Here is a 17,971-nt window from a genome sequence, read left to right on the forward strand (position 1 = left end):
TGCAGGCGTCCACACGGACCGTCGTAGCCGGTGATGACGTGCGCCGAGTCGAAAGTGAACTCGGACGTGAGGGTCCAGGGCACCTCAGCGGCCCTGGGACGGCGGGGCCGCCACGTGGTCGGGGGCCGAGTAGCGCACGGTGCAGATGGTGTTCAGGCCGCCGCGCATGCCGTAGTCGCAGCGGATCTCCATGCTCAGTGGATCGAGCAGCTGCACCAGATCGGCCAGAACGCGCCGGGTGGCGTGTTCGTGGTAGATGCCCACGAAGCGGTAGCTGGTCAGGTAGTACTTCAGGCTCTTGAGTTCCACGCACGACTCACGCGGCAGGTAGCGGATCTCCAGCCGGCCGAAATCGGGCAGGCCGCTCCACGGGCACACCGGGCTGAACTCGTCGGTGATGATCTCGATCTGCATCGGCTCGCCCGGATACCGCACCGGATCGTCCTCGCGGAGATGTGGAAAGGTACCGAGCACCGCCACGTCGATGGCGCTCAGGTCCTGCACGTCGTAGCGGCGGTCAAAGCCAGGGTTCTGCGGAGCGGCCATATCCGCTCCCTCGTGTGTTCTCGTCATGATGTCTCCTCAGTCGGGCGCCGGCGGCACCCGGGATGACGGCACAGGTCATCCTGATTGAAGCGGGCGTTTTCCTTCCCCGGTCTCGGAGCAGGATCGGCCTCACCCGCACAGTATCGGGGCCTGAGGGCAGCGGCGCAATGACGTTCGTCTGGGACGGGCGGCTGAGGGTGTGGTGCCTCCAGAGGGTCCTGTGCTCCCCGACCTGCTCTGGGCCGGGGTGCAGCCAGAAGAAACAAGAGCGGGGGCGGCCCCAAACAGGAGCCGCCCGCCGTGAAGGACGCTGACGCTGGGTCCACCGGCTCAGTCGGTGGCCGGGCTCGTGACCTCCACGTTCGAGATGGCGGGTGCTTCCAGCACGGGCTTTTTCAGCAGCCCCAGCAGGCCGGTGCTGACCGCGGTGCCGACCAGAATCGCCACGATGTACATGGGCAGGTTGACCACGGCATTGGGAATGAACAGCACGAACAGGCCGCCGTGCGGGGCGCGCAGCAGGCAGCCGGCCGCCATGCTGATCGCGCCGGCCACCGCCGAGCCGATCATCAGCGCCGGGATCACGCGCAGGGGATCGCGCGCCGCAAAGGGAATGGCCCCTTCAGTGATGAACGACAGTCCCAGCACCCCGGCGGCCTTGCCCGCCTCGCGCTCGTCGCGGGTAAAGCGGTTCTTGAAGAACAGGGTGGCGAAGAACAGCGCCAGCGGCGGCGTCATGCCGGCGGCCATCGCTGCGGCGATCGGTCCGTAGACCTGCGAGCCGAGCAGGCCCACCGAGAAGGTGTAGGCGGCCTTGTTGATCGGCCCCCCCATGTCAAAGGCCATCATGGCGCCCAGAATGGCCCCCAGCACGCTGGCCGAGGTGTTGCCCAGCCCCTGGAGCCACGCGGTGGCCGCATCCAGGGCGGCGGCGACCGGGCGGGCCACCACATAGATCATCAGCAACCCGGTGATGGCCGTGCCGAGCAGCGGCAGCAGCAGCGTGGGCTTGAGGCCCTCGAGCGTGCGCGGCAGCCGGATGCCCTGATTGAGCCAGCGGGTGACGTAGCCGGCCAGGAATCCCGCAACCAGTCCGCCCAGAAAGCCGCTGCCCCCCCCCAGGGCGAGCAGGCCGCCGATCATGCCGGGAGCGAGGCCGGGGCGGTCGGCAATGGAAAAGGCGATGTAGCCGGCGAGCACCGGAATGAACAGACCGAAGGCGCCGGTACCGCCGCCGATCTGGCTCAGCGCCGCCCCGAAGCTGCCGGGAGGCGGATTGATGCCTCCAAAGGCGAAGGCCAGCGCAATCAGCAGCCCCCCCGCCACCACGAAGGGCAGCATGTGCGAGACCCCGGTCATCAGGTGCTTGTAGGCGCTGGGCACGCCCGCGTTCCTGGCCGCCTTGGCCGCGCCCGCCTGCGCCACGAAATCTCCGTCGGCTGCGCCAGTTCCCGTTGCCCCCGCCGCGCCGTAGACCGTCGCCTCGGTCAGGGCACGCTGCACCAGCGCCTGTCCGCCGCTGATGGCGGGCTTGGTGCCGGTCTGGTACACCCGTTTGCCCACGAAGCGTGAGAGGTCGACGTTGGTGTCTGCCGCGATGATCACCACGTCCGCCTGCGCGATGTCCTGCGCGGTGAGCGGATTGCCCGCGCCCACGCTGCCCTGGGTTTCCACCTTGACGCGCAGACCCAGCGCCCGGGCGCCGTTTTCCAGGCCCTCGGCGGCCATGAAGGTGTGGGCAATGCCGGTGGGGCAGGAGGTGACGCCGACCACGCTGGAGGCCGGGGCGGTGGGCACTGGGGTGGCAGCGCCCGCCGTGACCGGAGAGGCGGCGTCTGGGGCCTCCTGACCGGCTGCCTGGGCAATCAGGTCCGCCGCGTTCCGGATGGCCTCGGTGGTGCTGGCACGCACGACGCGTTTGCCCGCGAACCGCGCCTCGTCCACCTCCACGTCCGCGGCGAGAATCACCGCGTCGGCCGCGGCGATCTCGTCGGGCGTCAGGGGATCCTGGGCACCGACCCCGCCCCGCGTTTCCACCCGCAGGGAGTGGGCCGAGGCCTGGGCCGCGCGCCGCAGCGCCTCGGCGGCCATGAAGGTGTGGGCGATGCCGGTGGGACAGGCGGTAACGGCAACCAGATGAGCCATGAAAAAACCTCCGGGAAATGGGATGGGGCCGGGAAAAGCGGTGGGAATGGGAAGGCGGACAGACCGGGGGAGGCAGAGAAACGAAGGGTGGGTGCCGCTCAGCCTCTCTGCTCCACCCCTTCGCGGACGTCCTCCACCGTGACCTGCGCGGCGAAGGCGTCCAGTTCGGTGCGCGGCGGCAGGTGGGCGCCGAGGCGGGTGACCGCGCCCAGACTGAAGGCGGTGGCGCGGCGCGCGGCGTCGGCGAGGCCCAGTCCGTCGGCGTGGGCCGAGAGCAGACCCGCCACCATCGCGTCTCCCGCACCCACGGTGCTCTGGACCTTCACGCGGGGGGGGCGGGCGCGCACGGCTTCCCCGCCGCTCACGAACAGGGCCCCGCGTTCGCCCTGCGAGACGGCGACCATGTGGGCGCCCCGCCGCAGCAGGTCGCGGGCAGCGGCCAGGACCTGCGCCTCGCTGTCCAGGGGGCGCCCCAGCGCCGCCTCCAGCTCCTGCAGGTTGGGTTTGATCACGTCGGGCAGCACGTTCGCCGCCAGGACCGCGCTCAGGGCCGCGCCGCTCGTGTCCAGGGCCACGAAGCGGCCCGCCGCGCGCAGCCGGGCAACCAGCCGGGCGTAGAAACCGGCGTCCACGCCCGGCGGCAGGCTGCCGGCCAGCACGAACGTGGTGTGGTCGGCCATCAGGTCGTCAAGGCGGCCTTCTAACTGTTGCAACGCCGGCGCGGTGGCGGCCAGCCCCGGCAGGTTGATGTCGGTCGTCTGCTGCGCGGCGCCGTCGACCAGCTTGATGCCGACGCGGGTCGCGCCGGGGACCCGCACAAAGGCGTCACGCATGCCCTTGGCCCGGAACAGCGCCTCAAAGGCCTGTGCATTGTCCTCGCCCAGCAATCCGGTCGCCGTGACTGCCATCCCCCAGTCGGCCAGGAAGGCGGCTACGTTCACCCCCTTGCCGCCGGCGTCCAGCTGGAAGGCCTGCCCGCTGTTGACCTCGCCGCGGCGCCAGCCGTCGGCACGCACGGTGAGGTCCAGCGCGGGGTTGACGGTCAGGGTGGCCACTGGGGCCGGGGACGCCGCAGTCATGCGCCCGCCTCCTGTGGCTCCTGCGGACGCACCAGGGCGCGCACCGCCCCGGCGCTGGACTGGGTCAGGGCCTGCCGGGCCAGGGCCTGCAGATCGCTCAGCGTGCGCCCGCGCAGGGCGGCCTTGACGCCGGCGATCTGCGGCGTGCTCACCGAGAGTTCGCGCACCCCCAGTCCCGCGAGCATCAGTGCGCCCACCTCGTCGCCTGCCGCGCCGCCGCAGACGCCCACCCACTTGCCGTGGCGCTCGGCGGCCTGCACCGTGAGGTGAATCAGCTGCAGCACGGCGGGGTGCATCGCGTCGGTCTGGTGGGCCAGCTGCGGGTGCAGGCGGTCCATCGCCAGGGTGTACTGGGTCAGGTCGTTGGTGCCCACACTGAAAAAATCCACCTCGGCGGCCAGCGCGCCGGCGATCAGGGCCGCCGAGGGCACCTCGATCATCACGCCCAGCGGCACCTCGGGGGCACCGAGTTCACGGCGCACGTCCTCGAAGATCGCGCGGGCGCGGCGAAAGTCTTCCAGGGTGGAGACCATGGGGAACATCAGGTGGACGTTGGGGTGATCCCGCGCCACCCGCGCCACCGCCCGCAACTGCGGCAGGAACAGGTCGGGGCGCTCGAAGCACAGCCGGATGCCGCGCAGGCCCAGGAACGAGTTGTCCTCGCGGGCCAGGCCCAGGTACGGCACCTCCTTGTCGCCGCCGATGTCCAGCGTGCGGATGATCAGGGGCCGGCCCTCCAGCGCCCGGGCCATGGCCCGGTACTCGCGTTCCTGTTCGTCCTCGTCCGGTACGCTGTCGCGCTCCAGAAACAGAAACTCGGTGCGCATCAGCCCCACGCCCTCCGCCCCGGCCTCCAGGGCGGGCAGGGCGTCGGCGGCGCGGTTGATGTTGGCGGCGACCTCGATCCGTGTGCCGTCGCGGGTCGCCCCCGGCTCGAAGCGGGCGGCGCGTGCGGCCTCGCGCTCCCGTTCCAATACGCCCTGGCGCTCGCGGGCCGACTGCACGTCCGCCTCCGAGGGGTTCAGGTACAGCCGCCCTGCCACGCCGTCCAGGATCGCGGGGGTGCCGTCGGGTACCTCCAGCACGCCGCTGCCCGCCGCCACCACCGCCGGCAGTCCCAGTCCCCGCGCGATGATCGCGGTGTGGCTGGTTGGGCCGCCCTGTGCGGTCACGAAGCCGAGCAGGGTTCCCGGGCCCAGCCGCGCCGTGTCGCTGGGGGTCAGGTCGGGGGCGAGCAGGATCACCGGTCCGCCCGGATGCACCTCGGGTTCCTGAAGCCCGAGCAGGTGGCGCAGCACCCGCCGCTGCACGTCACCGAGATCGGCGGCGCGGGCGGCCAGGGTGGGGTCATCGAGTTTCTGCAGCTGCGCAATGCGTTCGCCGGTCGCAGACTGGTAGGCCCAGGCCACCCCGTGGCCGTCCAGCACGCGCCCCACTGCGTCCTGCACGGTGCCGTCGTCGGCGAGCAGCTCCTGGTGGGCGCGGAAGATGGCACCCTTGTCGGCGCCGAAGCGGGCGCCCACCTCCTCGATCAGGATGTCCAGCTCGGCGTGGGCGGCGGCCAGCGCGTCGTCCAGGCGGGCGGCGTCCTGTGCCGGATCACCGGGTTCGTCGCGCACCTCCAGCGGCCGCGGCGCGTGCTGCCGGGTCACGCCGACCACCAGCCCGTCGGCGGCCGCCACTCCCTCCACCGTCGCTCCGACCGTCTGCGGTACCCACTCGGGTTCGCGGCGGGGGGCCGGGTGGTCCACGGGAGCGCTGAGGTCGTCTCCCAGTCCCGCACGGATCGCGTCGGTTACCGCGCTCAACGTATCGGGGTTGTCCGCGCTCACGGTCAGCGGGGTGCCGCGCGTCAGACCCAGGGCGAGCACTTCCATCAGCCGGGTGGCGTCGGCGCTCTCGCCCGAGTCGCGCCGGAGCCGCACCCGGCCCCCGCGCGAACGCACCAGGTTCGCCAGCCCGGTCGCGGGCCGCGCATGCATGCCCAGCGGATTGGGCAGCGTGACCTGGGCCGAATAGGGCAGGTCGCGGGCGGCGGGGGCGGCGTCGGCGGGCCGCTCGCCGGTCAGGGCCTCCTGAATGTCGGCCGGGTCAGCCGTGGTGGAGAGTTTTTCCACCAGCTTCTCGTCGGCGAGCACCCGGGTCAGCCGGCGCAGGATGTCCAGATGTTCATCGCTCGCGGCGGCGATGCCCACCACCAGGCGCACCGTCTCGCCGCCCTCGCCCCACGCCACGCCCTGCGGCACCTGCAAGACCGCCAGGCCCGTCTCGTGAATCAGGCCGCGCGTCTCGGGCGTGCCGTGGGGAATGGCAATGCCCAGGCCCAGGTAGGTGTTGGCCTGCTCCTCCCGCGCGTGCATGCCCTGCACGTAGTCCGGGGCGACCTTGCCGGCGGCCGACAGCAGCGCGGCGACCTGCGTGATGGCGTCGGCCTTGCTGCCCGCCTGGGCACCCAGCCGAATCAGTTGCTGCGGAAGATCGATCATTCCTGCCCTCCCTGGGCGACCACGCTGCCGGGCCGCATGCGGTCACTGCTGACCTGTGTGAATTTGAAGATTTATGATCAATTTTGAGCAATTCAGATCATAAGCAATCCGGAGGAAGGATGCAAGTCCGGGAAGGTTCCTGAAGGTGAAAGGGATCAGTCGCGCGATGGCACTGTCTCCCGTAAAGGTGGCATGTGGACGGAGAGTACTTCTGGAACGACAGAATGCTGTTCTATTGGAATGACGGTCCGTGGACGGACATCGTTGAGGACACGTGTCCTCAGCCGACCGGGAAGGTGGTGGGTGCCGCGCGGGTTCGCGACTAAAAGCGGAGTGCTGAGCAGATTTGAGCAATTCCGCCGGCTGCGCTAGCATGGGTTCACATGACCGCCCCCCTCGCCGAGGAACGCCTGAGCCGCATTCTCGATCTGCTGGCCCGCCAGGGCACCGTGCGCACGGTGGCGCTGACCGAACATCTGGGCATCAGCGGCGCGACCGCCCGGCGCGACCTCGACGTGCTGGCCCGGCGCGGGCTGGTGCGCAAGGTGCATGGCGGGGCAGCGCTGGCAAGCCAGGACCAGCACTACCGCGACCGCCAGCACCGCGAACAGGGGGGGAAGGCCCAACTTGCCGGGGCCGCCGTGGACCTGCTGCGTCCGGGGCAGACGGTATATATCGACGCGGGGACCACCGCCCGGCACGTCGCGCAGGCGCTGCGCCAGGTCCCGGCGCTGACCCGGACGCTGCGGGTGGTCACCCACGGCCTGGACGTGGCATATGAACTCAACGGCGAGTGCCCTCTGTATGTGGTGGGGGGCGAGGTCTACGGCTCGACCTACAGCCTGACCGGGCCTGACGCCCTGGCCGCCGCCGAGCGTTATTCCTACGACGTGTTTCTGGTGGGCTGCACGAGCATCGACCCCGAACGGGGCCTGACCAACAGCAACCTGGTCGAGGCGCAGCAGAAGACGGCCATCATGCGCCGCGCCCGCCGCAGTGTGCTGATCGCCGACCACAGCAAGTGGGGACACGCCGGCTTCGCCACCTTCGCGGCGCTGGAAGACGTGGCCGCCTGGGTCACCGACCACGCCCCGGCCGCTGCGAAGGCCGCGTTCGAGGCCGCCGGAGTGCAGGTGGTCGATGCCGCGCGTGCGGGCCAGACCGGGCCGGGAAGCGCCAGGGACGACGTCCGCTGACGGCGGTTCCGGTACGGGGGCGTGCCAGGTGCCCAGAACCTGAGCTTGTGGGGGCAACCCGTGGTCATTTCTCGCGCCTGAGGGGACATTCACCCATCACATAGCCATCTCAGGGCCATAGGGCGCGCGGTGGCGTTTCCATCGAGGACCGGTGCTTGGTGGGCGGCGTCTACCCGAGCGCGGCCGCGCCGGTTAAAGTCCGCGATCCGGCGTTGCTGGGTCCGGAGATTGCCGTGGCCGTACAGACCGTCAGGCGGCGACCATAACGGCGCAGGTCGGCCCAAAGGGCACGCCGCGGCCGCACCCTGGCGTGACGGAGAGCGAATCGGTCCGGGCACTCCGGGAGATCAGGTCGGATCTAAAAAGACTCAGGCCACGGCAGATGTCCGAAGACCTGCCCGGGCTCCACCCCTGGGACGGGTGTGCCCAGTCAGTAGCCCCATCAGGCGGTCAGCGAGGCCGCCCCAGTACCTGAAATCGCTGGGCCGTCGTTGCCCCGCGAGGTGACTCCGCGCCCAGCCGCTGCACGCCGGCAAGTTTCCCGGCCACGGCGCGGCGGTCCCCGGACCCGGCCCAGTTCAGATCCAGGCCGGGAGCCAGAGCGTACACGAAGCGGACGCCGTGCTGGCGGGCGTCGGGAGCCTGGTCACGCAGCGCCGCCGCCTCGGCCGCCGGATGGAGCTCACGCCAGCGTTGCCGGTGCCAGGGGTCGTCCTTGGAAGCGTACAGATGGGTGTTCATTCCCCACTGCGCCATGCACCCGAGCAGCCGCCCGCGCTGGGCTGGCGTCTATGGACGTTCTTACAACCCCTCGATCACACCGAGGATGGGCGGGACAGTCATCCACCCTCCTTTCTGGACCGGCAGGCCCCCCCATTGGCGTTCACGGATAGACCGGGTTGACGGTCTGCGCGGCCTCAATCACCTGCACGGCGTCTCCCACATGAAGAGATCATCCGGAAATTCGATGACAGTGTGCCGCCCGAGAAGGCGGCACACTCCTGTGATGCGGCTGAACGACGATCAGTGGGCCGTCCTGACACCTCTTCTTCCTCGACCCGTCAAGCGGACCAAACGAGGACGGCCTCGCCGTCCAGATCGTGAGGTTCTGGACGGCATCCTCTGGGTCTTGCGGACCGGGGCACAATGGGATGCTCTTCCCAAAGGTGAGTACCCTTCCAAGACCACGTGTCATGCCCGCTTTCAGGAGTGGAACGAACAGGGCGTGTTTCCAGCCATCCTGGCCGCGCTGTACGAGATGATCGAGGAGCTGCAGCTCCTCGATCTCCGAGAAGCATTTATCGACGGCACGTTCAGTGCCGCAAAAAAAGGGGCGCAGATGTCGGTCCCACCAAGAAGGGAAAGGGCACCAAGATCATGATCATGGTGGACGCGAATGGCGTGCCACTCGCGGTGCATACTTGCAGTACCCGTCCCGCCGAAGTGAAGCTGGTCCACGCCACTCTCGATGATTCCTTTGGGATGGATTTTCCGAAGTGCTTGATTGGAGATAAAGCGTATGACAGCGATGGCTTGGACGCCGAACTGGCGGCACTTGGGATTTCGATGATCGCGCCCAATCGCCGGAATCGACGAAAAACCCAGGATGGCAGGCCACTGCGCCGCTATAAGCGGCGCTGGAAGGTGGAGCGGACGATCGCATGGCTCCAGAGCTTCCGTCGTGTCCGTACCCGCGACGAGATCAAGTCACAGAACTTCCTGGGGATGGTTCTGCTGGCCTGCATTGTCATCCTGCTTCGCCTAATTTCCGGATGACCTCGAAGCCGGCCCATCCGGTCGGTATCGGGCGCGTCCTGCACCAGATGCTGGCCGAACACGGCGGCTTGCCCGTGACGGCGTACCTGCGCCAGCGCCCGCAGCGGCTCGGTCCCGCGCGTGCCGTCCGGCAGGACGTTCACGACGGCGCAGCGGGCACAGCTCTCCACGACTTCAAACGCCACCGTGCCGATGCGGATGCGCCGCCAGAAATCCTCGGCATACGCCTGAGCGCCGCCGATCACCACATTCGGACGGAACTCGGCATGTCCCACCGGGCGGCTCAGGTGCCGGTTGAACTCGGCCAGCGACGTCTCGCCGATCAGGTGAAAGGGGTTGCCGTCCACGAAGCTCAGCAGGGAATGGAAGGGCCGGTCGCGCGGCTGCCAGCGCTGGGCGTCGTCCGGCAGATACACCAGATCGAAGGTGCCGCCCAGATACGCGCTGATCCAGGCCGTCGCCTCCGCCGAGACGGTAACGCCGCTCAGCGCATCGCCCCACATGTCCACCGCGCGGGGCTCGCCCTGCGGCTGCCACGGCACGCTCAGCGGCGGCATGCCGGGAGCCCGGACGCTCAGGCCCCCACCGGTCAGTGCCACCTCGATCAGGCGCATCCTGGAAAACTCCCGCTGGGTCACGGGCCGTCCCGCCGCGTCGGTGACCATCCAGCGGCGGTCGTGGTTCAGGCCACGCGGCCCGAGTTCAGAGTGCTGCAGTGCAACACCCCCCGCTGACTTGATCGGGTAGATGTACAGGGCGCGGACGGTTGGGGGGCTGGGAGTGGGAGGCGGCGTGGTCATGAAGGGGGCCTTGTGAAGATCAGGTGGAGGGAACTCCCGAGCGTGCCTGCCGGTTCAGGCGCTCCAAAGCTGCGCTGCCCATTCTGTCGCAAGGAATGCTGGGCTGCCACCCCGTTCCGAGTCCCCACAGCACCTCTTCGGGGCGCAGCGTGCCGTCAATGGTCTCCCGAGAAGCTGGCTGCAGTCCTGTTCGCCGGCCAGGGACCGGGCATACCTGGAAACGGGCATCTTCGCGTCAGGAGGCCACCTGACCGGCCGGTGCTAGCTTGACGGCATGGACGAAAGCCTGCCCGAGTTGCTGGCCGAGCTGGTACGCCGGAACTCCGTGAATCCAGCGCTGGTCCCTGACGGAGCCGGCGAAGTCGAGATCGCCGGTTTTGTGCTCGCCTGGCTGACGCGGCACGGTATTCCGGCAGAGCTGGATCTGGCCGCGCCGGGCCGGCCCAGCGTGATTGCGCGGGTCAGGGGCAGCGGTGGAGGTCAGACGCTGCTGCTCAATGCCCACCTGGATACGGTGGGGCTGGCAGAGATGCCCGCGGCGCTGACGCCCACCATCCGCGGCGGAAGGATGTACGGGCGCGGCACCTACGACATGAAGGCGGGGCTGGCCGCCTGCCTGCTGGCCCTGCGGGACGCCCGGGGGATGACGCTGCGCGGCGACGTGATCCTGACCGCCGTGGCCGACGAGGAGCACGCGAGCATCGGTACGCAGTCGGTGCTGAAGAAGGTGCGGGCCGACGCCGCCATCGTCACCGAGCCCACAGGCTTGCAGCTGTGCGTGGCCCACAAGGGCTTTACCTGGCACGAGCTCACCACCCGGGGACACGCCGCCCACGGCTCGCGCCCGGATCTGGGGCAGGACGCCATTGCCCACATGGGCCGGGTGCTCGTGGAGCTCGAAGCGCTGGGACGCGAGCTGACGTTGTGCTCCGCCCATCCCCTGCTGGGCCACGGCTCGCTGCACGCCTCCCTGATTTCCGGCGGCCAGGAACTGTCCAGCTATCCGGAGCGCTGCACCCTGCATCTGGAGCGGCGCACCCTGCCCGGCGAGACCCCACAGGACGTGGAGGCCGAACTTGACCGGCTGCTCAGGCGGCTGGAAGCAGATCCCGGTTTCCGGGCCGAGCACCGCCTGCTGCTGACCCGCGAACCCCTGAGCGTGCCCGCAGACGCGCCCATCGTCGGCCTGCTGTCCCGGCAGGCCGGGCGCGTGCTGGGTCAGGCGCCGGCCCAGATGGGCCTGAGCTTCTGGATGGACTCGGCCCTGCTGGCGGCGGCAGGCATTCCCACCGTGGTCTTCGGCCCCAGCGGTGCGGGGGCACACGCCAGCGAGGAATGGGTGGACCTGGCCTCTGCCGAGCAATGCCACGAGATTCTGAGTGCCACCATCGCCGAATTCTGTGCGTGATTCCGCACGTCCACCTTGCAGGAGGGCCCCATGACCGCCTCTGAAACCTCCCACGTCTATCTTCATCCCCACGCCCAGACCTTTGCCCCGCACACCCGGCCGGAAGTGCTGGATTTTCACCGCAGACTGCCGGGCTACGCGCCCACACCGCTCGTTTCTGCCCCGCATCTGGCGGCGGCGCTGGGCGTCGGCGAGGTGTGGGTCAAGGACGAGTCTCACCGTCTGGAGCTGCCTGCCTACAAGATTCTGGGGGCGTCGTGGGCCACCTACCGGGAGCTGGAAACCCTCTTCGGACCGTTTGAACCCTGGACGACCCTGGACGGTCTGGCGGCCCAGCTGCGCCCACACCTGCCGCTGGTTCTGGTGGCCGCGACAGACGGCAACCACGGCCGCGCCGTGGCGCGCGTGGCCGGCTGGCTGGGGCTGCAGGCCCATATTCTGGTGCCGCAGGACATGGTGGAGGCCCGGCAGAGGGCGATTGTGGGCGAGGGAGCGAGGTTGCAGATCATCCACGGCTCCTATGACGAGGCGGTGATGGCCGCCGCCGAGCGGGCAGATGGGCGGCACGTGGTGATCAGTGACACGGCCTGGGACGGCTACACCCGTGTGCCCGGCTGGGTGGTGGAGGGATACAGCACCATCTTCCTGGAAATCGACGCGCAGCTGGCCGCCCGGCACGCCCCGCCGCCGGATGTGGTGGCCGTGCAGATGGGCGTCGGATCGTTGGCCGCCGCCGTGGTGCGCCATTACCGCGCCGCTGACATGCCGACACGTGTGGTGGGCGTCGAGCCTCTGCACGCCGACTGCGTGTTGCGTTCGTTGCAGGCGGGCCAGCCCGTCGAGACGCCGGGGCCGCATCCCTCGATCATGGCCGGCCTCAACTGCGGCACGGTTTCACCGCTGGCCTGGCCGCTGCTGCGGGATGGCCTGAACGCCTCGGTTGCCATTCCCGACGCCCGCGCCGAAGACGCCATGCGGATGCTGGCCGCCGACGGCGTGGTGTCCGGCGAGAGCGGCGCGGCGGGTGCGGGCGGCCTGATTGCACTCCTCACCGGACCGGACGCCCGGCGACACCGGGACGCACTGGACCTGACCCCCCACAGCCGTGTCCTGATCGTCTCCACCGAGGGAGCGACCGACCCGCAGGCCTACGCGCGAATCCTGGGGTGAACGGGGCGGCCGTGACGGCGTCTGGTCAGGAACAGCGCCTCGTCCGGGCAGGTCTGCTCCAGCCGCCGGAACACGGTGCCGTTCACGGTTGCCCCCACGTGTTCCAGTGCCAGCAGCAGCGCCCCAAACACCGGCTCGTGCCAGCGGGCCGGCCAGCCCCCCCCGGATGTGCACGCGGACCCGCTTCAGCAGCGCTCCGCCCAGCACGGGCGACCCGCGGCGCATCACCCCGCCGGAGGTGGTGAGCAGGTAACCGCCCAGGGACGCGCCGTGCTTCTGCACAAGGTACAAGGTGCCGGGACGGGCGGCGTGTCCGGTGTGACCGCACATGACGTGTCACGACACGCACCACAGGTCGTCGGTGGGGGGGCAGGGGGTTGGGGCGGGAGACGGTCACGAGCGCGCGCTCCTGCACGACGGGGTGCGTCCCCCCGAGGGCGTACAGCCGCGCCCTGCCGGCGCAACAGCCGGCCGAGATTCCCGACAAAGCGTTCCTGAAAGCGGGCGATGGCGTGGCCAGTGAGCTGGATATCGTGCATGGTGGTTCTTCCTGATTTCTAGGGTCGGGGTCACCCGCGTCACCGCGTGATGCGGCCCGTCGGAGACTCCAAACTGACCTGGGCCAGTGTCTGGGAGCGGCTCAGGTCCCCACCAAATCTGGGGTCGTGGCGAACCATTGTGAGGTGAAGGCGGACCGTATCTGCCACCACTTGTCGGGTGGTACAGCCCAGCAGCCCCCTCCCGGTGTTCAGGCGTCTCGGGCAGCGTTCACAGCTCCTGTGGACGGCAATTTCGACACTTGCCCTGGGGCGGCCCGGTGGTTCGTATCCATTGACAGACACGCCGCTTCCGTTGTTGAAAGTGCTGTTCAGTCCGCAGCTTCGCTCGGAAGTCCTTCCATCTGGTGGCGCCCTGTGCGCCACGGCACCGCCAAGGAGAGAAGGTGATGGACGCTTTGGCTTCATGACATCGGGGTTGCTTCTCAGTGGTTCCTTAGGCTAATCTCACGTCACCTGCCAAGTAGAAGCCAAGTAGAAGCGCTTTGTCGTCGATCTCTGATCCGATCAACACGCGAGCTTGACGTTAAGACAGTCCGTTCAACGTCTAACCATGCGCTTCCCTCATACAAGTGGCGCAGTCCTGCTGCGCTGCAAGTAGGAGATCACATGACCCGTGGATCATCCCTCATCACGCTTCTCCTCTCTGCCTCGCTGCTAATCGGCTGCGGACAGGAGAGCCCCGCAGTCACCGCGCCGCCGGTCAATACCAGCAAGGTGGCTCTGACCGCGGCAGTGGCCACCAACAACGCTTCGGTCCTGCTCACCTTCTCGGCGGAGCCCGACGCAGCCGCGCTGAATCCGGCGCAATATCATCTGAAACGTCCGGACGGCAGCGAGCTGAGCCTTCAGGGCGTGTTCCCCATTCCGGGGACCCGGCAGGCGGTGCTGGCCACCTCCACGCAACCCACCGGGCAGCTGACCCTGCTGCGCGGGGGCGCGGCGCCGGTTACCCTCGCGTCGTCCAACGTGGAGCCGCCCGCCCTGACCGAGGTCACCCCGCTCAACTCCACCCAGGTGCTGCTGCGTTTTGCCGGCTCCCGGGGGGACGCCGCGGCACTCGCTGCCGTGTCCGAGCAACCCGGTCTCTACCGCATCGGCGACCTCAACGTGACGGCGGCCAAACTCAGCGCCGACAAGAGCGCCGTGCTGCTCACCACCAGCCAGCAGCACAACACCGCCTACCGGCTTGAAGCTGCCGGAATGATGACCCGCGATCTGGGACTGATCCAGCCGGGAGGCGTGACCTTCACCGGTATGGGCACCCCGGATGTGGTGCCCCCGCGTGCCGTTGACGTTTCGGTTTCCGACCGCATGACGGTGGTGGTGCGCTTCAGCGAACCGGTCACGGCGCCGCAGCCGGGAAATTTCGTGATCCGCAGTGAAACGGGCGTGCTCCTCGGGGTCAAGCAGGCCACCTTTACCGACGAATTCAGGACCGCGGTGCGGCTCACGACCGATCTGCAACAGCCCGGAATCTACCGCGTGCAGGTCCAGGGGCTGACCGACGCTTCAGACAACGCCCTGGAGGCCGCCGGCCCCCTGACGTTTGCCGGCACGGGCACTGCAGACCAAACTCCGCCGACCGTGCAGTCCCTGCAGGCCACTTCCCCCACCCAGGTGGTGGTGACCTTCAGTGAACCGGTAAGGGGAGGAGCGGGCGAAGACGGCGCAGAAAACCCGGCCCACTACACCATTCAGGGAAGTGTGCTGGGTGCCGCGAGCATGCAGCCGGCCGGCGCAGCCTCGGTGCTCAAAGTCACCGCCGCCACGCTGTCCTCCGATCAGCGCAGCGTGACGCTGACCACGCTGGAGCAGGCCCCCATCCAGTACGAACTCAGCGCGGCGAACATCCGTGACCTGAGCGGCAACGTGATCGACACCACCACGGGCAACAACCGGCGCAAGCCGGTGTTCCGGGGAATCTCCCCGTCTGGGACAGGGCAGGACAGTGACGGCGATGGACTTCCGGACAGCGTGGAGCAGGCGGGCTGGACCATCAGCGTGCGGCTGGCCAACGGGCAGGTGGTTCAGCGTGAGGTGACCAGCGATCCTTTTAATCCGGATACCGACGGCGACTGTGCGCGCAAGGCAGAGCTTCAGGGCATTTGCCTGAATGACCGTGACGAGATGGCGCTGGGCCTGGACCCCCGGTCCCTGGACACCGACGGCGACACCCTGGGCGACAATGAGGAGTCCAACCTGTTCCTCTCCGACGCCGCCGACCAGGACAGTGACGGTGATGGGCTCAACGACGCGCTGGAAGTCAACATGTACCGAACCTCGCCGATTCTGGACGACACCGATGGTGACCAGTTCAAGGACGGAGACGAGGCCACCTCGGGCAAGCGCAATCCGCTGATCTCGGATCTGCCCCAGGTCCAGATTGATACGGGCGCCATCTCCCTGACCCTCGACGAGCGCTACAGCTACACCGATTCGACCGGCAAGGCCACCCAGGTCGACAGCAGCACCAGCGCCACCCTGGAACAGGGCTCGAACAACACCTATGCGAGCAGCCGCTCCAGTTCACTGGCGACGATGATCTCCCACTCGATCTCGATGGGTGTCTCGGCCTCGATCTCGGCGGATCCCGGCGTCGAGGTAACGGCCGAGTACGGGCACGTCAATGAGAACACGGCCGAAACCAGCGCCACCACGTCGGCCGAATCCAGCGCCTCAGCCAACCGTGCGTACAACCAGTCGGTGGCCCGAAGCCAGAGTTTCGACAGCCGCTCGGACGTGACGCGCACGCTCGACGGCGCCTCCATGCGTGTGGCCGTCAGCATTGCCAACGCCAGTGACCTGGCGTACACGATCAAGGATCTGGAGCTCTCCGCCTTGCAGCAGGATCCCGCGGACCGCACCCGCCTGATTCCGGTCGCCACGCCGACCTCGGAGAATCCGGGGGCGGTGTATAACCTGGGCCCGCTGGTGTCCAAGCGCGGACCGTTCCTGTTTGCCAACACCACGCTGTACCCCAAGACCGTCGAAGACCTGATGCGGGCACCGCACGGCCTGATCTTCCGGGCTGCGAACTACAACCTGACCGATGAGGCCGGGCGAAATTATGCCTTCAGTTCCCGTGATTCCTATGACCGCACCGCCGAGATCACCATCGACTACGGCGACGGCCGGACGCTGACCCGGCGCGTGGCCACGGCCAGCACCTTCGATCCGGTCACGGGCGCGCCGCAGGGTATCAGCATGAAGTATGCCCTGCGCACCCTGCTCAAGCTGAACTACCAGACCGGCGCGGCCCCGAACCAGGCCGGCAGCGTCCTGACTGGTCTGGGCGGAGTGAACAACGATCTGTCCCGGCACAAGCTGTGGGCGCTGATCACCACCCTGCCGTCTCAGCCGGACGTGGACTTCGACGACCGCATGATCCACGCGGGCGACACGGTCATCCTGACGTATCAGGCCGACCAGGATCAGGACGGCCTGCTCGCCGCCGAGGAATCCCTGTACGGCAGCAAGGACACCGAAAGCGATACCGACGCCGACGGCCTGAGTGACCCCGAAGAAGTGCGCACCGGCTGGAGGATCCATGTGGTGGGCCAGACTCCCTACACAGCGTTCTCGGACCCCCGAACAGCCGACTCAGACAACGACGGCCTGACCGACATCGAGGAAAAGCGCCTGGGAACAGATCCACGCAAGCGCGACACCGACGGAGACTGGCTCACAGACGCCGAAGAGATCAACGGATTCACCATGCGCTACAAGGCCGGCAAGGACGATCCGGGTCCGCCGACCGTGGTCAGGAGCAATGCCCTGGATCCGGACAGCGATGGAGACGGTCTGACCGACGGCCTCGAGCGCCGGCTGGGTTCGAATCCGAATCTGGCCGATGCCAGCAAATTCGTGGATACGGATGAGGACGGGGTTTCCGACCACGACGAGACGAACGGCTTTGCCAGCACCGTCAACGGTCAATCCAGAACCTTCACGTCCTACAACGACGCCGCAGACAGCGACGGAGATCATCTGCCGGATCTGCTGGAACACCTGATCAAGACCAATCCCCAGAGCAACAACACGGACGGCGACGGCCTGACCGATGACCAGGAATTCGATCCCGCCACCTTCAGCGGTTTCAATGCCTTTGTCCAGGCCTGTGCGCAGGCCAAGAACTGCACATACACCCAGCCGTCTCCCGGCAACGCTGTGCCCTACGGTACCAGCCCGCTGCTCAGCGACACCGACGGCGACACCCTGGATGACAGAACGGAAGTCACCGGTTCATGGACGGTCGAGATCACCGGAGCCACGGGCGACAAGTCGTCCAGAACGGTCACCTCCTCACCCATTCAGAAAGACTCGGACGGCGATGGCTGGGATGACCATGTCGAGTTCCAGCGCAAGACCGATCCCCGCATGAAGGATACGGACAGTGACGGAACCAACGATCCCGAGGACGCGGCCCGCTGCGTCACCCCCGGCAGTTGCACCAGCCCCCTGGTCATGGATCAGGTGGTGACTGTGGAGATGGTTTCCATCCGTGCCCTGAGAGATGGTGATGGAGAGGGCGACGAGGATGACACCGATCCCGGTGAATTCTCCTTCACCATGAGGGCCAGTGTCCCCGGCGAGAACGGCGACAATGGAACCCCGGTGGCCTCCAGCGGCAAGAGCAATGTCGCCATCAAAGACGGGCAAACCCTGCCCATCGGGAAGAGTGTCTCCTTCGTCTGACCGTGGTCACAATCCCTGAAATGGTATTACTCAGGAGTTGCACCTGCATAACGACGCCAAAGCGCTCCCAGCCGAGAGAATCTGGGAGTGTCGAAGTCACAGATTCTGGG

10 protein-coding genes and 2 pseudogenes are annotated in these 17,971 nt (G+C 68.1%); 5 read left to right on the top strand and 7 right to left on the bottom strand.

What is annotated here, in order from left to right; translation table 11 throughout:
• Positions 1–84 precede the first annotated feature (84 nt).
• From queF to ptsP, 4 genes are all read right to left on the bottom strand, one after another.
• On the bottom strand, positions 85–573 hold the full coding sequence (gene queF / locus IEY21_RS15435; RefSeq protein WP_229753164.1) for a preQ(1) synthase: 489 nt from the start codon (positions 571–573) through the stop codon (positions 85–87).
• 303 nt (positions 574–876) lie between these two features.
• Positions 877–2,691 (bottom strand): PTS fructose-like transporter subunit IIB, encoded by a 1,815-nt coding sequence (locus IEY21_RS15440; RefSeq protein WP_188905239.1) that lies wholly within the window; start codon positions 2,689–2,691, stop codon positions 877–879.
• A gap of 98 nt (positions 2,692–2,789) precedes the next feature.
• Positions 2,790–3,770, bottom strand: coding sequence for a 1-phosphofructokinase (gene pfkB / locus IEY21_RS15445; protein WP_188905240.1), 981 nt, complete (start codon positions 3,768–3,770; stop codon positions 2,790–2,792).
• The gene (ptsP, locus tag IEY21_RS15450) at positions 3,767–6,256 is read right to left on the bottom strand and encodes a phosphoenolpyruvate--protein phosphotransferase (RefSeq protein ID WP_188905241.1); all 2,490 of its coding nucleotides are present in this window, start codon (positions 6,254–6,256) and stop codon (positions 3,767–3,769) included. Before ptsP ends, pfkB begins: the two co-directional genes overlap by 4 nt.
• Positions 6,257–6,639: 383 nt before the next feature.
• Here ptsP and IEY21_RS15455 point away from each other — a divergent pair, with 383 nt between their 5' ends.
• Positions 6,640–7,452 (top strand): DeoR/GlpR family DNA-binding transcription regulator, encoded by an 813-nt coding sequence (locus tag IEY21_RS15455; RefSeq protein WP_188905242.1) that lies wholly within the window; start codon positions 6,640–6,642, stop codon positions 7,450–7,452.
• Positions 7,453–7,902: 450 nt separating this feature from the next.
• On the opposite strand, the pseudogene IEY21_RS15460 reads toward IEY21_RS15455, so the two are convergent.
• Positions 7,903–8,223: pseudogene (locus IEY21_RS15460) on the bottom strand (beta-N-acetylglucosaminidase domain-containing protein); the annotation flags it as partial.
• Positions 8,224–8,455: 232 nt separating this feature from the next.
• Here IEY21_RS15460 and IEY21_RS16940 point away from each other — a divergent pair.
• Positions 8,456–9,228 (top strand): IS5 family transposase gene (locus IEY21_RS16940; RefSeq protein ID WP_229753165.1). Its coding sequence is split into 2 segments (ribosomal slippage): positions 8,456–8,795 and positions 8,795–9,228, totalling 774 coding nucleotides; the frame shifts between segments, so codons are not numbered across the junction.
• Between the two features lie 56 nt (positions 9,229–9,284).
• Here IEY21_RS16940 and IEY21_RS15470 read toward each other — a convergent pair.
• Positions 9,285–10,028: pseudogene (locus IEY21_RS15470) on the bottom strand (MOSC domain-containing protein); the annotation flags it as partial.
• Positions 10,029–10,302: 274 nt separating this feature from the next.
• On the opposite strand from IEY21_RS15470, the gene IEY21_RS15475 reads away from it, so the two are divergent.
• Positions 10,303–11,436 (top strand): M20/M25/M40 family metallo-hydrolase, encoded by a 1,134-nt coding sequence (locus IEY21_RS15475; RefSeq protein WP_188905245.1) that lies wholly within the window; start codon positions 10,303–10,305, stop codon positions 11,434–11,436.
• 30 nt (positions 11,437–11,466) lie between these two features.
• The gene (locus IEY21_RS15480) at positions 11,467–12,606 is read left to right on the top strand and encodes a diaminopropionate ammonia-lyase (RefSeq protein WP_188905246.1); all 1,140 of its coding nucleotides are present in this window, start codon (positions 11,467–11,469) and stop codon (positions 12,604–12,606) included.
• On the opposite strand, the gene IEY21_RS15485 is transcribed toward IEY21_RS15480, so the two are convergent.
• Entirely contained in the window at positions 12,585–12,737 is a 153-nt protein-coding gene (locus IEY21_RS15485; protein ID WP_188905247.1) for a hypothetical protein, read from the bottom strand. The genes IEY21_RS15480 and IEY21_RS15485 overlap by 22 nt on opposite strands.
• A gap of 1,035 nt (positions 12,738–13,772) precedes the next feature.
• Here IEY21_RS15485 and IEY21_RS15490 point away from each other — a divergent pair.
• Positions 13,773–17,861 (top strand): binary toxin-like calcium binding domain-containing protein, encoded by a 4,089-nt coding sequence (locus IEY21_RS15490; protein ID WP_188905248.1) that lies wholly within the window; start codon positions 13,773–13,775, stop codon positions 17,859–17,861.
• Positions 17,862–17,971 lie beyond the last annotated feature (110 nt).

It is taken from the genome of Deinococcus aerophilus (assembly GCF_014647075.1).
In the GTDB taxonomy this organism is placed as follows: domain Bacteria; phylum Deinococcota; class Deinococci; order Deinococcales; family Deinococcaceae; genus Deinococcus; species Deinococcus aerophilus.

Excerpts from the sequence above, each read along its gene's own strand:
- IEY21_RS15480 (WP_188905246.1), top strand. The coding sequence starts at position 11,467 with ATGACCGCCTCTGAAACCTCCCACGTCTATCTTCATCCCCACGCCCAG.
- ptsP (WP_188905241.1), bottom strand. The coding sequence starts at position 6,256 with ATGATCGATCTTCCGCAGCAACTGATTCGGCTGGGTGCCCAGGCGGGC.
- queF (WP_229753164.1), bottom strand. The coding sequence starts at position 573 with ATGACGAGAACACACGAGGGAGCGGATATGGCCGCTCCGCAGAACCCT.
- IEY21_RS15475 (WP_188905245.1), top strand. The coding sequence starts at position 10,303 with ATGGACGAAAGCCTGCCCGAGTTGCTGGCCGAGCTGGTACGCCGGAAC.
- IEY21_RS15440 (WP_188905239.1), bottom strand. The coding sequence starts at position 2,691 with ATGGCTCATCTGGTTGCCGTTACCGCCTGTCCCACCGGCATCGCCCAC.
- IEY21_RS15455 (WP_188905242.1), top strand. The coding sequence starts at position 6,640 with ATGACCGCCCCCCTCGCCGAGGAACGCCTGAGCCGCATTCTCGATCTG.
- pfkB (WP_188905240.1), bottom strand. The coding sequence starts at position 3,770 with ATGACTGCGGCGTCCCCGGCCCCAGTGGCCACCCTGACCGTCAACCCC.
- IEY21_RS15490 (WP_188905248.1), top strand. The coding sequence starts at position 13,773 with ATGACCCGTGGATCATCCCTCATCACGCTTCTCCTCTCTGCCTCGCTG.